Source organism: Streptomyces sp. NPDC056987 (assembly GCF_042673865.1).
Classification (GTDB): domain Bacteria; phylum Actinomycetota; class Actinomycetes; order Streptomycetales; family Streptomycetaceae; genus Streptomyces.
Genome location: NZ_JBHURV010000001.1, coordinates 116,934 through 131,219, shown reverse-complemented (window position 1 = coordinate 131,219; position 14,286 = coordinate 116,934). Strand labels below are relative to the sequence as shown.

12 protein-coding genes are annotated in these 14,286 nt (G+C 73.1%); 4 read left to right on the top strand and 8 right to left on the bottom strand.

Annotated features, from left to right (window positions below):
• Positions 1–52 precede the first annotated feature (52 nt).
• Entirely contained in the window at positions 53–655 is a 603-nt protein-coding gene (locus ACFTZC_RS00505) for a hypothetical protein (RefSeq protein WP_382885400.1), read from the bottom strand.
• A 372-nt stretch (positions 656–1,027) separates the two neighbouring features.
• On the opposite strand from ACFTZC_RS00505, the gene ACFTZC_RS00500 reads away from it, so the two are divergent.
• Together ACFTZC_RS00500 and ACFTZC_RS00495 are read left to right on the top strand one after the other, a co-directional pair.
• Positions 1,028–5,305 (top strand): molybdopterin-dependent oxidoreductase, encoded by a 4,278-nt coding sequence (locus ACFTZC_RS00500; RefSeq protein WP_382885398.1) that lies wholly within the window; start codon positions 1,028–1,030, stop codon positions 5,303–5,305.
• 61 nt (positions 5,306–5,366) lie between these two features.
• Positions 5,367–6,266, top strand: coding sequence for an aldo/keto reductase (locus tag ACFTZC_RS00495; RefSeq protein ID WP_382885396.1), 900 nt, complete (start codon positions 5,367–5,369; stop codon positions 6,264–6,266).
• Positions 6,267–6,312: 46 nt separating this feature from the next.
• On the opposite strand, the gene ACFTZC_RS00490 is transcribed toward ACFTZC_RS00495, so the two are convergent.
• On the bottom strand, positions 6,313–6,804 hold the full coding sequence (locus ACFTZC_RS00490) for an FBP domain-containing protein (RefSeq protein WP_382885394.1): 492 nt from the start codon (positions 6,802–6,804) through the stop codon (positions 6,313–6,315).
• Positions 6,805–6,875: 71 nt separating this feature from the next.
• On the opposite strand from ACFTZC_RS00490, the gene ACFTZC_RS00485 reads away from it, so the two are divergent.
• A complete protein-coding gene (locus ACFTZC_RS00485; protein ID WP_382885392.1) occupies positions 6,876–7,445 on the top strand; it encodes a TetR/AcrR family transcriptional regulator in 570 nt (189 codons plus the stop codon).
• Positions 7,446–7,578: 133 nt separating this feature from the next.
• Positions 7,579–8,763 (top strand): GDSL-type esterase/lipase family protein, encoded by a 1,185-nt coding sequence (locus tag ACFTZC_RS00480; RefSeq protein WP_382885983.1) that lies wholly within the window; start codon positions 7,579–7,581, stop codon positions 8,761–8,763.
• On the opposite strand, the gene ACFTZC_RS00475 is transcribed toward ACFTZC_RS00480, so the two are convergent.
• The 6 genes from ACFTZC_RS00475 to ACFTZC_RS00450 all read right to left on the bottom strand — a co-directional run bounded on the left by ACFTZC_RS00475 (position 8,760) and on the right by ACFTZC_RS00450 (position 14,227).
• Positions 8,760–9,122 carry a DUF4440 domain-containing protein gene (locus ACFTZC_RS00475; protein ID WP_382885390.1) on the bottom strand — a complete coding sequence of 121 codons (363 nt, stop codon included), beginning with the start codon at positions 9,120–9,122 and terminating at the stop codon, positions 8,760–8,762. The genes ACFTZC_RS00480 and ACFTZC_RS00475 overlap by 4 nt on opposite strands.
• Positions 9,115–9,672 (bottom strand): DUF1697 domain-containing protein, encoded by a 558-nt coding sequence (locus ACFTZC_RS00470; protein ID WP_382885388.1) that lies wholly within the window; start codon positions 9,670–9,672, stop codon positions 9,115–9,117. Before ACFTZC_RS00470 ends, ACFTZC_RS00475 begins: the two co-directional genes overlap by 8 nt.
• 67 nt (positions 9,673–9,739) lie before the next feature.
• Positions 9,740–10,954: a macrolide-inactivating glycosyltransferase gene (gene mgt, locus ACFTZC_RS00465; protein WP_382885386.1), complete on the bottom strand. Its 1,215-nt coding sequence runs from the start codon at positions 10,952–10,954 to the stop codon at positions 9,740–9,742.
• A 62-nt stretch (positions 10,955–11,016) separates the two neighbouring features.
• Positions 11,017–12,372 (bottom strand): ABC transporter substrate-binding protein, encoded by a 1,356-nt coding sequence (locus ACFTZC_RS00460; protein ID WP_382885384.1) that lies wholly within the window; start codon positions 12,370–12,372, stop codon positions 11,017–11,019.
• Between the two features lie 23 nt (positions 12,373–12,395).
• Positions 12,396–13,229 carry a carbohydrate ABC transporter permease gene (locus tag ACFTZC_RS00455; protein WP_382885981.1) on the bottom strand — a complete coding sequence of 278 codons (834 nt, stop codon included), beginning with the start codon at positions 13,227–13,229 and terminating at the stop codon, positions 12,396–12,398.
• Positions 13,230–13,231: 2 nt separating this feature from the next.
• Positions 13,232–14,227 carry a carbohydrate ABC transporter permease gene (locus ACFTZC_RS00450; protein ID WP_382885383.1) on the bottom strand — a complete coding sequence of 332 codons (996 nt, stop codon included), beginning with the start codon at positions 14,225–14,227 and terminating at the stop codon, positions 13,232–13,234.
• Positions 14,228–14,286 lie beyond the last annotated feature (59 nt).

Genomic DNA, 14,286 nt, shown 5'->3' with positions numbered 1-14,286 from the left:
CGGCGAGCACACGAACACGCGAACCGTTGAGCGTCGGCCCCGGTCGCGCCCGCTACGCCGCCCGCGGCGCCGCCTTCGGGAAGGCCGGCCACGTTCCCGGGTCCGTGTGGTCGTTCTCCGGGACGTGGGCGTGGGCGTACCAGCCGCCCTCCACCGACCAGACGCTCTCGTCGCGCCGGCTGTCGAACCCGTCGGGCCGTCCCATCGGCCAGGAGTCCGGGACACCCCAGGAGGCGATCCAGGCGTGCAGTGCGCGCCACCCCGCGCACGGGGTGTCCTTGAGGGACTCGTACGCCTTCCCCTTCACCACGCACCAGGGGAAGAAGAGCGCCTCGATCTGGAGGACGACCGATCCGGCCCGGTTGGTCCGGGTGCCGCCCTCCAGGTCGGCGAGGGACTTCGAACGCGAATCGGCGGGCACGAACTGGCAGCAGGCGCCGGTGAACGGGTCCCAGAGCAGATGCGGGGCGACGCCCTGACCGCTGCCGGAGAAGTACGACCTGAGGTTCGCGTACGGCACGAGGTCCAGGGGCTCGGCCTCGGTCGCTCTCCGGTCCCAGGTGATGTGAGCGACGGCCTTGGCCGGGCCGCCGTCGGTGGGGGCGTGGTCCCTGATGTCGAGTCTCTCGGCTCCGGGCATCCAGAGGTCGGGCATGGTGACTCCTCAGTGGTCGGCGCGGGGACAGCGTGACCGGGACCGGGGGCCGGCGGGGCCGAAGCGGGCCGGTGCCACCTGATCGGGTGAGCCCGATCGAGGGGTGGTCCGCACCCGGTCCCGCGGTCCTCACCGAGCGGCTCGGGCCGCTGTGTGGCAGGTGTAACTCTTCAAACGCGTCCGACGTGACCTCCGGGTAACGGACACTTCGTACGGTCAAGTGCCCGACGTTCCACGCCCCCACACCTCGCCCCCGCACACCACCCCCGCACTCCGCCCCCTACGCCCCACCCCGGACGCCGGACCCGGACGACCGACCCGGAGCCCCGGGCCGCCGGACCCCGGATCCCGTGTCCACGAAAGAGGCCGCCCGTGACCGCATCGCCTCCCCAGGACGGCTCCACCGCCACCGCCACCCAGCTGCGGACCGTCTGTTCGTACTGCGGTGTCGGCTGCGGGATCCTCCTCGACATCGGCGCGGGCCCCGACGGGCGCAGGAGCGTCCTCAAGGCGTCCGGCGACCCGGCCCACCCGGCCAACCGCGGCCGGCTCTGCACGAAGGGCGCGACCTCCGCCGCCCTGCTCACCGCCCCCGGCCGGCTGACCACCGCGCTGGTACGGGCGGAGCGCGGCGGCGAGCCCGTACCGTCCCCGACGGAGGCTGCGGTCAAGGAGACGGCGCGGCGGCTCCGCGGGATCCTCGACGAGCACGGCCCGGACGCGATCGCGTTCTACGTGTCGGGGCAGATGAGCCTGGAGGCGCAGTACCTCGCCAACAAGCTCGCGAAGGGGTTTCTGCGCACCAACCGGATCGAGTCCAACTCACGGCTGTGCATGGCGAGCGCGGGCAGCGGCTACAAGCTGTCACTGGGCGCGGACGGCCCGCCCGGTTCGTACGAGGACTTCGAGCACGCGGACGTCTTCCTCGTCACCGGCTCCAACATGGCCGACTGCCATCCGATCCTCTTCCTGCGGATGATGGAGCGGGTGCGGGCGGGCGCCAAGCTGATCGTGGTCGATCCGCGGCGCGGTGCCACCGCCGCCAAGGCCGACCTCTTCCTCCAGATCCGGCCGGGCACGGACCTCGCCCTGCTCAACGGGGTGCTGCACCTCCTCGTCGAGAACGGCCGCACCGACCCGGAGTTCATCGCGGAGCACACCGAGGGGTGGGAGGAGATGCCCGCCTTCCTCGCGGACTACCCGCCCGCGCGGGTCGCGGAGATCACCGGCATCCCGGAGGCTGACATCCGGCGGGCCGCCGAGTGGATCGGCGGCGCGGGTGAGTGGATGAGCTGCTGGACGATGGGGCTGAACCAGTCCACGCACGGCACCTGGAACACCAACGCGCTGGTCAACCTGCATCTCGCGACGGGGGCGATCTGCCGTCCCGGCAGCGGCCCGTTCTCCCTCACGGGCCAGCCCAACGCCATGGGCGGGCGCGAGATGGGGTACATGGGTCCCGGGCTGCCGGGCCAGCGGTCGGTGCTGGTGGCGGAAGACCGGGCCTTCGCCGAGGAGTTGTGGGGCGTCGAGCCGGGGACCGTACGGGCCGACGGGTTCGGCGAGGGCACGGTGGACCTGTTCCGCCGGATGGCCGAGGGCGACGTCAAGGCATGCTGGATCATCTGCACCAACCCCGTCGCGTCGGTGGCCAACCGCAGAACGGTCATCGAGGGTCTGGAGCGGGCCGAGTTCGTCGTCACGCAGGACGTCTTCGCCGAGACCGAGACCAACGCGTACGCGGATGTCGCCCTGCCCGCCGCCCTGTGGGCCGAGTCCGAGGGCGTCCAGATCAACTCGGAGCGCACGCTCACCCTCAGTCGGCAGGCCGTGGAGCCGCCGGGCGAGGCCTGGCCCGACTGGCGGATCATCGCCCGGGTCGCCTGCGAAATGGGGTACGAGGACGCCTTCGGCTACGCGAGCGCCGAGGAGATATTCGAGGAGATCAAGCGCGCCTGGAACCCGGCGACCGGCTACGACCTGCGCGGAGTGAGTTACGAGCGGCTGCGCAGGGCCCCCGTCCAGTGGCCCAGCGCCGCCGCCGACGGCCCCGACCGCAATCCGGTCCGCTACCTCAACGACGGCGTCAGCCAGACCCTGGCCGAGCGCCCCGACGGCAGCAGGCCGCGGCTCTCCTTCCCCACCGCCTCCGGCCGGGCCGTGTTCCACGCCCGCCCGCACCTGCCCGCCGCCGAACTGCCGGACGACGACTTCCCGTACGTCCTGAACACGGGCCGGCTCCCGCACCAGTGGCACACGCTGACCAAGACGGGCAAGGTCGCCAAGCTCAACAAGCTCAACCCCGGCCCCTTCGTGGAGATCCATCCGTCGGACGCGCGGGAGCTGGGGATCGCGGAGGGCGACGCGGTGGAGGTGGCGTCGCGGCGGGGCCGGGCCGTGCTGCCCGCCGTGGTGACCGAGCGGGTACGGCCCGGGGGCTGTTTCGCGCCCTTCCACTGGAACGACCTGTTCGGGGAGTACACCTGCGTCAACGCGGTCACCAACGACGCGGTCGACCCGATCTCCTTCCAGCCGGAGCTCAAGGTGTGCGCGGTGTCGCTGACCCGGCTCGCCACCGCGCCCGCCGCCGCGCCGGCCACCGCCCCCGCCGCCCTGACGGACGACGCCCCGGCGGGGCGCGACGGGAGGGTGGCGGAGCTGGCGGGGGTGTTCGGTACGGACGGCCTGGCGCCGCCGGTGCTGAGCGACGAGGAGCGCCGCTATCTGGCGGGGTTCCTCGCGGGGCTGGGCGCGACGACGGGAACGGGCGGGGCGGTGGGACCGGGCGGGACGCTGGGTCCTGGGGCCGGCGCGGGCAGCGTCGTCACCCCGGTGCTGCCGGTGCACGCGCCGTTCGCCCCGGCGCACGCCCTGTGGGTCAACGGTGTCCTCGCCGGGATGTACTCCCGTACCCCGGCCGCCGCCTCCCTGCCCGCCGCGGGCCCGGCCGGCCCCGCCACGGGCTCCCCCGGCCCCGCCGCCCGTGAGGTCGTCGTCCTGTGGGCCTCGCAGACCGGGAACGCCGAGGAGGCCGCCGCGCTGGTGGTACGGCGGCTGGCGGAGGACGGACACGCGGCGCGGCTGCTCAGCATGGACGACACGGCGCCGGACGCGGTCGGGCGCGGCGCGGACCTGCTCGTCGTGACCAGTACGTTCGGCGACGGCGACGCCCCCGACAACGGCACCGGGTTCTGGGCGGCCCTCAGCGCCCCGGGCGCCCCCCGGCTGGACGGCGTGCGGTACGCGGTGCTGGCCCTCGGCGACTCCTCGTACGACGACTTCTGCGGTCACGGCCGCCGACTCGACGCGCGCCTCGACGAGCTGGGCGCCGTCCGCCTGGTGCCCCGTACCGACTGCGAACCCGAGTACGAACAGCCCACCGTGCAGTGGCTCGACCACGTCCGCGCGGCGCTGCGTACGGAGCCGGCGGCCGACGGCGCGGATACCGGGACCGCTGAGGCGGTAGTGACGGCCGGGACTGCGGAGGCGGCACCGCCCGCGGCCACCCCCGCACCGGCGTCGGGGTCCGGCAGGGCCGCGTCCGCCACCGCGCGGCTCACCGGGAACCGGCTGCTCAGCCTCCCGGGCGCCACCAAGGAGGTGCGCGAGTTCACGTTCGACACCGGCGACAGCCCCGTCCCGCTGGCCTACGAGGCGGGTGACGCGCTCGGCGTGCAGCCCCTCAACTGCCCGGATCTCGTCGCCGAATGGCTCGCCGTCACCGGGCTCGACCCCGCCACCCCCGTCGAGCTGCCCGGCCCCGGGGAGGTCGCGCTCGGCGAGGCCCTGCACCGCCATCTCGACATCGCCGCGATCTCCCCCGGGCTGCTGCGGCTCGTCGCGGAACGCACCCACGACCGCACCCTCAAGAAACTGCTGCGGCCGGACAACAAGGGCGAGCTGGCCCAGTGGGCCTGGGGCCGCCAGTGCGTCGACGTCATCGCCGAGTACCCGGTACGGGCCACGGCGGACGAGTGGACGGCCGCCCTCACCCGGCTGCGGCCCCGCCTCTACTCCATATCGTCCAGCCCCCTGGACGACCCCGCGCTCGTCCGGCTCACGGTCTCCGTGGTCCGGTACGACAACCGCCACGGCCGCCCGCGCAAGGGCGTCGCGTCGGCCTTCCTCGCGGACGCCGCGCCCGGCAGCCCCGTAGCGGTCCACGTGCGGCGCTCCCCGCACTTCCGCCCGCCGGCCGATCCGGCGACCCCCATGGTGATGGTGGGCCCCGGCACCGGTGTCGCCCCCTTCCTCGGCTTCCTCCAGGAGCGCCGGGCCCGCGGCCACCGGGCGCCGAACTGGCTCTTCTTCGGCGAGCAGCGGCGCGCCACCGACTTCTACTACCGGGAGGAACTGGCCGGGCTGCGCCGTGACACCACCCTGACCCGGCTGGACACCGCCTTCTCGCGCGACCAGCGGGCCAAGGTCTACGTCCAGGACCGGATGCGCGAGCACGGCGGCCGGCTGTGGTCCTGGCTCCAGGACGGCGCCCACTTCTACGTGTGCGGCGACGCCTCCCGGATGGCCAAGGACGTGGACCGGACCCTGCGCGAACTCGCCGTGGCCCACGGAGGTCTGGACGAGGACGGGGCGGCGGCGTACGTCAAACGGCTCGCCGCCGAGAAGCGGTACGTACGCGACGTCTACTGACCCCGCGCGCACCGGTCCCGCGGCCGGACACCGTCACGGAACGGTCGGATACCGTCCAGGAATGACCGAACAGAAAACCGAGCACCCGACCCCGGACCCGATCGCGGAGACCTTCGCACTCGGCGGCGGACTCCCCGTACGGCGGCTGGGGTTCGGTACGGCGCAGCTCACCGGGCCCGGCTACTGGGGCCCGCGCGGCGAGCGGGCGGACGCCGTGGCCGTCCTGCGGCGTGCCGTCGAGCGCGGGGTGACCCTGATCGACACGGCGGACAACTACGGGCCGGATCTGGCGGAGGAGCTGGTCGCGGAGGCGCTGGCGCCGTATCCGGCCGGGCTGACCGTCGCGACCAAGGGCGGCGTCGTCCGGACGAGCGCCCGTGCCTGGCATGTCGAGGGCCGTCCCGAGCGGCTGCGGGCGATGTGCGAGGCGAGCCTGCGCAGGCTGCGTACCGAGACGATCGGCCTGTACCAGCTCCACCGGCTGGACCCGGCGGTGCCGATGGAGGAGCAGCTGGGGGCCCTGGACGAGTTGCGGCGGGAGGGGAAGATCCGGCACATCGGCCTGGACTCCGTCACCGCCGAGCAGTTGGAGCGGGCGCTCCCGCTGACGGGGATCGCCTCGGTGCAGAACCGCTTCAACCTCCTGGACCGCGCGTCGGCGGAGGTGCTGAGGCTGTGCGAGCGGCACGGGCTCGCGTTCCTCCCGTGGTTCCCCCTGGCCAACGGCGCGTTGACAGGTACATCCGCCTCGGCGCTCGACTCCGTCGCCGGGCGCCACGACGCCACGCGCGGGCAGATCGCCCTGGCCTGGCTGCTGCACCACTCCCCGGTGCTGTGCCCGACCCCGGGCACGGGTTCGCCGGTCCACCTCGACGAGAACCTGCGCGCCGCGGAGATCCGGCTGTCCGCCAAGGATCTGCGCGCCCTGGACGCGCTCGCCTCACCCGCCCCGCTCGTCTGAGGCCCGACCGGGGCACGACCGATCACCGACTCGGCGGGCACCCCGGTCAAGCGGTCACCTTGGCCAGGAACGCGGCGACGTTCGCCACGGTCCGCCCGATCCGCTCCTCCACCGTGAGCGATTCGGGCAGCCGCGAGCCGACGCCCGCGTCCTTCTTCCCACGCACGTACAGCGAACAGGCGAGGTCGCCGCACATGTACGTGCCCACCGAGTTGCCCTGCTGTCCGGCCTTCCCCGCCTTGGGGGCGACCATCAGGCAGACGCCGCCGGTGTGGAGGGTCAGGCATATCGAGCACATGCTGCGCCGCGTCTGCCAGGAGGCGGGACTGGGCGAGCGCAGCGCGAGGGCCCGGAGGCGGCCGTCCAGTTCGACGGCGAGGTAGGCGCGGTCGGGCGCCTGTGGATCCCGCCAGCCGAGGTAGTCCAGGTCGTCCCAGGGCCGGTCGGCCAGGTCGCGCGGTACGGACAGGCGCTTCGCCTCGCCCTTGGTGCAGTTCACGAACGCGGCACGGATTTGTTGTTCGGTCAGCGGCTTCATAAAGTGCAGGCTAATTTGCCTAAAGGTTGTAGGCAAGCGCATAATCGATTCAGGCTGACGAAGGAGGGGTTATGGCACGTGCCGGACTGACCACGGAACGCCTCGTCCGGGCCGGCGCGGAGCTGGCGGACACGGTCGGCTTCGACCAGGTGACCGTCTCGGCGCTCGCCCGGCAGTTCGACGTCAAGGTGGCGAGCCTGTACTCGCACCTGAAGAACTCCCACGACCTCAGGACCAGGATCGCCCTGCTCGCACTGGAGGAGCTCGCCGACCGGGGCGCGTCCGCGCTGGCCGGGCGGGCCGGCCGGGACGCCCTGACCGCCTACGCCGATGTCTTCCGCGACTACGCCCGGGAGCACCCCGGCCGCTATGCCGCGGCCCAGTACCGGCTCGACCCGGAGGCCGCGGCGGCGAGCGCGGGAGGCAGACACGCGCAGATGACGCGAGCGATCCTGCGCGGCTACGACCTGCCGGAGCCGGACCAGACCCACGCCGTACGGCTGCTGGGCAGCGTCTTCCACGGCTTCGTCAGCCTGGAGCTGGCCGGTGGCTTCAGCCACAGCGCTCCCGACTCGGCGGAATCGTGGTCCTGGACGCTCGACCGCCTCGACGCGCTGCTCCGGGGCCGGCCGGCGCCTTGAGCCGGACGCCGGTACGGACACCGGACTCCGGACACCAGGCAGCAGGCAGCAGGCAGCAGGCAGCAGGCCCTTCACGACATCCCGCATCCGGCCTCCGATCAACAACAGGTTGAGACCCATGAACGCCCATGACATGAACGCCCAGAACGCCCTGATCACCACACCCGTCACCGCGGAACTCCTGCGCGGCGCCCTCGAAGTGGAGCGCACCGAGCACGGTGTGCTGCCGCACCGGCTGCCCGCCCGGGCCCGCGCCCAGTGCGCCGACGCGCAGCTCGCCCTGGCCGAGTCCCAGCCCTCCGGCGTACGGCTCGCCTTCCGCACCCGGGCCACCGTCCTGGAGCTGGACGCGCTGCCCACCAAGCGTGTCTACGTCGGCGCCCCGCCACGTCCTGACGGCGTCTACGAACTCCTCGTGGACGGGCGCCTCGCCGGCCGGGGCGGGGTGACCGGCGGCAACACGCTGACCATCGACATGGCCACCGGGTCCGTGCGGCCCTCGTACGGCCCGGCCGGCACCCTCCGCTTCGCCGGCCTGGCCGAGGGGGTCAAGGACATCGAGATCTGGCTGCCGCACAACGAGACCACCGAACTCGTCGCGCTCCGCACGGACGCCCCCGTCGAGCCCGCGCCGGACCGGGGGCGCCCGGTGTGGCTGCACCACGGCAGTTCGATCAGCCACGGCTCCGACGCCGCGAGCCCCACCACCACCTGGCCGGCGCTGGCCGCCTCCCTCGCCGGGGTGGAGCTGATCAACCTGGGGCTGGCCGGCAGCGCCCTGCTCGACCCGTTCACCGCGCGGGCCCTGCGCGACACCCCCGCCGACCTGATCAGCGTCAAGATCGGCATCAATCTGGTCAATGCCGACCTGATGCGCCTGCGCGCCTTCGGCCCCGCCGTCCACGGCTTCCTCGACACCGTCCGGGAGGGCCATCCCACCACCCCGCTGCTGGTCGTCTCGCCCCTCCTGTGCCCGATCCACGAGGACACGCCCGGCCCCGCCGCCATGGCCCCCTCCGCCCTCGGCGAAGGGCGGTTGCGGTTCGTGGCCACGGGCGATCCCGCGGAGCGCGCCCAGGGAAAACTGACCCTGGGTGTCATCCGGGACGAGCTGGCCCGGATCGTGGCCCAGCGGTCGGCCGAGGACCCGAATCTGCACCACCTCGACGGCCGCGCCCTCTACGGCGAGGCCGACTCCGCCGAACTCCCGCTGCCCGACGGTCTCCACCCGGACGCCGCCACCCACCGCCGCATCGGCGAACGCTTCGCCGCACTGGCCTTCGCCCCCGACGGCCCCTTCAGGAACGACGGACGCTAGGCGTACGGCGTCCCCTGGTGGAAGTAGAGCAGCCAGTGGTCGCCGGTCAGCTGCCAGAGCGAACTGCGGTGGGCCCGGCGGCCCTCGGACTCCGTGTCGAAGGTCAGGTGCACCACGTCCGGGGCGAGCCGTACGCCGCGCATCTTGGAGGTGGTGATCGGCCGCCTGGCGGGCCCGCCCCGCGCCGTGAGCGCGGTGATGATCGCGTCGCGCTCCCACTCCCGGCCGGAGGAGCCGAACTCCCGGAAGTCGGGGTGCAGCAGCTCCGCGAGGAGCGCCGGGGAGGCGCGGACGGCCGGGTCGAGGAGGCGCAGTTCGGCGTCGATGGCCGCGGCGATCGCGGAGGTGCGGTCAGTCACGGGACAGCTCCACCAGTTTGACGACGGTGTTCCAGTTACGGCTGGTGGCCGTGAGGCCCTTGGACAGGGCGGGCCTGGCGAGCGCCTCGGCGAGCTTGGAGCGGCCGAGGCCGTCGGGTGCGTACAGGTACAGCGCCCGGTCCCCGAGGCGGAACTCCTCCGGGAGGTAGCCGGCCGGATCGAGCGACGCGAACCGCTCGGGAGCCACGGGCCCGGAGAAGCAGGTGAGATGGAGCTGCCGGCCCTCCAGTGTCCCGGCCGGAAAGGGACAGGCGTCGGCCACGGCCCGCAGGTACGCGGCGTTCCGCACGAGGCAGTCGACGGTGAAGCCGAAGCGCTCCTCGATGGCCCGCTCCAGGGCGGTGGCGAGGGCGTTCTCCGGGTCCTCGTCGTCGGAGTCGCTGGTGAAGACGGCGTTGCCGCTCTGGAGGTACGTACGGACCCGGCCGTGGCCGAGTCCGGTGAGCAGCGCCCGGAGTTCCGCCATGGGAACTTTCCGGTGGCCGCCGACATTGATGCCGCGCAGGAGCGCCACGTAGGTCGTGGTCATGGGCCCCACGATAGGGCGGGGCCGCGCCCGGGGCACCCGGCGTGCTCCGGGCGCGGGGCCCGCGCGGTCACCGGGCCGGGCCCTGCGGGAGTTCGGCCTCGATGAGGTCGGCCGCCCGGCGGGTGCCGCCCTCCGCGGCCATCCCGGCCTGGATACCGGCGAGCCTGCGGGCCACCTCCGGGTCGGCGGCCAGGGTGAGGACGGCCTCGCGCAGCGCCTCCGGGGTGGCCTCGGCCGTGTCGATCCGGCGCGCGACACCGAGGGCGACGAGTGTGTCGGCGTTGCCGAACTGGTCGACGGCCTGCGGTACGGCGACCATCGGGGTGGCCGTGGCCAGGCCCTCCTGGCTGCCGCCCGCGCCCGCGTGGGTGATGAAGGCGTCGGCCTGGCGGAGGACGGAGAGCTGCGGCACCCAGTCCCGTACCTCGATGTTGGCCGGGATCTCGCCCAGCTCCGAGGCCGCGACGTTCTTGCCGATCTGGAGCACGACATGCCAGCCGGGCACGTCGCCGAAGGCGGCGACACACGTCCGGTAGAACGCGGGCTGCTTGGTGAAGGCCGAGCCGAGGGAGACGAGGAGGACCTGCTCCGCCCCGGCGGGCCGCTGCCACTCCCCCTGGTCGGCGCGGTCCCCCTGGCAGGCTCCGACGAAGGTGAAGACGGACTCGTCCACGTCGTCGGCCCGGTGCTGGAGGACCCTGGGGATCAGGACGAGGGAGCGGCCCGGTTCGGCGGCGAGCCGGTCGGGGTCGGTGTGGTCCATGTGCTGGTCGGTGAGCCACTGGGCGAAGCGTGCCCGGTACGCCCTGCCGCGCTCCGACTTCTCCAGTTCCGCGAGCATCGGCTCCGCGACCTCTTCGCCGTATCCGGCCCAGGCGACCATGTGCGTGGAGATCTGGAAGAACGGCACGCCCCAGTGGTGGGCGAGAACAGGCGCCGGATAGGAGGTGGTGTCGCCGAGGACGAGGTCGGGGCGGTCGTCCTCGAAGGCGGCGGCGAGTTGCGGCAGGGCCTGGATCGCGTCGTCCAGGAACGGCTCCAGATTGTCGATGAGTTCCGTGCCCCATGCCTCGGGGTCGTCGTCGGGGGTGGGCAGGAGGGAGGTGTAGTTCACGGGGTGGGCGCCGGTCGCCGCGACCTTCTCCGCGAAGATCGCGGGGATCGCGTAGCTGACGCGATGGCCCCGGTCGACGAGTTCCCTGATGACGTCGAGGCTGGGGTTCACATGGCCGTGGGCGGCGATGGAGAACATGGCGATGTGGGCGGGCTTGGCTGCGGTCATACCCTCAACGTAGACGAGACGAGACGTCTCGTACAACCTATTTCCGGGCGGGCCCCGGCCGCCTACCGCTGATAGCGGGCCAGTACTCGGTTACCGTCCTCGACCAGGCGTTTCTCCAGTTCCTCCCGGTCGATCGCGCCGCTGTAGTACTCCTGGAGCGCGGGGGTCGCCACCTTGTCCTTCCACTCCGGGTAGCCGCGTACGGACTGGGCGGGGGCCGGGCGCAGTCCGCGCGCGAGCGCCGCGCCCGTCGCCCAGCCGTGCTCGGCGGTGGACAGGGACGGGTCCGCGAGGGCCGCCGTACCGGTGGGCAGCATCCAGTCGCCCTTGGCCAGGCGCACCATGTTGGCGGGGCGCAGCAGGAAGTCGAGAAAGCGCGCCGCCTCCTTCTTGTACGGGCTGTCCCGCGCGATGGAGAGCGTCTGCGGGCTCACCCCTTGCGCGGGTTCGGCGCCGGTGCTCCCGTCACCGGCGGGGGCCGGCAGGACGGTCCACTCGAAGCCCTCCGGGGCCTGCTGGATGACCTGCTGACGGTACGAGAACCCGAGCGGGACCATCGCGTACCGGCCGCCGAACAGCCCCGGCAGGGTGTCGGAGCCGCCCATGCCGAGGGTGGCGCCGGACGCGCTGCGGTCCGTGGTGACCTGTCGCCGGACGGTGTCGGGCACCACGGCGTCGGCTTCGGTGAACCGGACCGTCACCTTCTCGTCGGTGCCCCGGTGGAAGAGCCGGCCGCCGGTGGAGAGGCCGAGGTTGAGCGTCGCGGAGACGGGGTCCTTGAGCGGCCAGGCGACCGCGAACCGGCCCTTCTCCCGCCCCTGCCGCATGAACGCGGTCAGCTCGGCGCTGATGCGCCGGAACTCCGGCCAGCTCCAGGGGTGCCGTGCGGTGGGGATCCGGACGCCGGAGGCTTCCAGGATCTTCTTGTTGGCGATCAGGACGCGGGGCTCCTGGAGGAACGGCACCCCGTAGACGCCGTCCCCGAAGGTGGCCGTCTCCCAGCTGCGCCGCGGGATGTCGCGGGTGAGCCGGCCGGAGAGCAGGGGTCGCAGATCGGCGAGGTGTCCGCCGTAGGCGAAGTCGGCGAGATCGTCGGAGGCGTCATGGATGACGTCGGGGGCCTCGCCGCCCTCGAAGGAGGTGAGGAGCTGGTCGTGGACGCTGTCCCAGCTTCCCTGCACGTACTCCACCCGGATGCCGGGATGGGCCGCGTTCCACTCCTTCACCAGCTCCTTGTTGACGCGGACGGACTCCTCCTGCCAGGCGAGGGACTGGAAGCGCAGGGTGATCCGGCCGTCCCGCGCCCGGTCGGGGCCGCCGCCCGAGCAGCCGCCGAGCAGCAGGGCGAGGACGGTGGCGAGGGCCAGGGCCGTGACCGCCCGCGGTCCGCGGGCCGGTCCGGCTGTCCGCCCGCGCATCGGCCCGGGTGTCCGCCCGCGCATCAGCTCTTCACCGCCCCGGCCAGCGTCCCGCCGGTGATCCGGCGCTGGATGAGTGCGAAGACGAGGAGCGAGGGCAGGGTGGCGAGGAACGCGGCGGCGGCGAGCGGCCCGAGGTCCGCGGCGCCCTCCGCCCCGATGAAGTGGGTGAGGACCACCGGCAGGGTCTGTCTCTCCGGGGACTTGAGCAGGACCAGCGCGAAGAAGAACTCGTTCCACGCGGTGATGAACGCGAAGAGCGCGGTGGCGACGATGCCGGGCGCGAGCAGCGGCGCGACGACGGAGACGAGGGTACGGATCCGGCCCGCGCCGTCCACGGCTGCGGCCTCCTCCAGCTCGGCGGGCAGGGCGCGGACGTACCCGGTGAGCATCCAGAGCGCGAACGGCAGCGACCACACCACGTACACCAGGACCAGACCCCCCGGGGAGTTGACGAGGCGGAGGTTCTTGAGGACGAGGAAGAGCGGAATGATCACCAGGACGAAGGGGAATGCCTGGCTGACCACCACCCAGCCGGATGCCGCTCTCGCGAGCCCGCCGCGCCGGCGGGCCAGCACATAGGCCGCCGGGGTGGCCACGGCGACGGCGATCACCGCGGCGGCGAGGGCGACGGTCAGGCTGTTCGCCGCGGCCCGCAGCAGCGGCTGTTCGCCGAACGCCTGGCGGAAGTTGTCGAGGGTCGGGTGGTCCGGGATCCAGGTGGGGTGGAGACTGCCCAGCTCCCGGGGCGGTTTGAAGGCCGTGGACATCAGCCAGAGGAACGGGAAGGCGAGGAAGACGAGGTAGCACAGGAGCGCGGCGTACTGTCCGGCGCGTACGGTCCCACTGGCGCGCATGCTCATGCCGCGGCCCCTTTCGTGAGCCGGCCGGCGAGACGGAACGCGAGGAGCACCGAGATCACGGCGATCATCACGCACCCCATCGCGGCGGCGTAGCCGAACTGCCCGTAGCGGAACGCCTCCTCGTACGCGAAGAGCATCGGCAGCCGGGTGCGGCCGCCGGGGCCACCGCTGGTCAGTACGTAGACCAGGGCGAACGAGTTGAAGTTCCAGATGAGGTTGAGCGCGGTGATGGCGAGGGCGACCGGCCGGAGCGCCGGCCAGGTGACGGTGCGGAAGCGGCGCCAGGCGCCCGCGCCGTCGAGCGCGGCGGCCTCGTGGAGTTCGCGCGGGGTGTTCTGGAGACCGGCCAGCAGGGCGACGGTGGTCTGCGGCAGCCCCGCCCAGACGCCGACGACGATCACCGCGGGCAGGGCGGTGGACAGACCGGTCAGCCAGTCCCGCCCCTCGCCCAGGCCCAGATCGCGGAGCGTCTCGTTGAGGACCCCGGCGTCGGAGTGGTAGACGAGCCGCCACATGACGGCGACGACGACCTCGGGCATGGCCCAGGGGATGATCGCGAGGGCCCTGGCCAGCGGGCGCAGCCGCAGCTCCGCGTCGAGGAGCAGCGCGAGGCCGAGGGCGAGCGCGAACTGCGGCACGGTCACCCCGGCCGCCCAGAGCAGGCCGATGCCGAAGGAGTCCCAGAACAGGGTGTCGTGCAGCAGGTCCTGGAAGTTGAGGGCGCCGATCCACCGGGTGGGTTCGGTACGGCCGGACTGCGCGTCGGTGAAGGCGAGCGCGATGCCGTAGAGCAGCGGGCCGACGCTGAGGACCAGGATCGGCAGCAGCGCGGGCAGCACCAGGAACCAGGCGCCGTGGTCCAGCACCCCCCGGCTCCGCTCCCGCCCGGGCCGCTCCCGGCCGGACCGGCCCCTGCCGAACCGCGGCCCGCGGGGGCGGCCACCGCCCGCCCGCTCTGCCGCTGACCGCGTCGTCGCGGTGGCCGATGTCACGGATGCGACTCCTTCGGGGGGAGAGCCTGTCGGGCGTCGTCCTGTCCGCCCTCGTCATC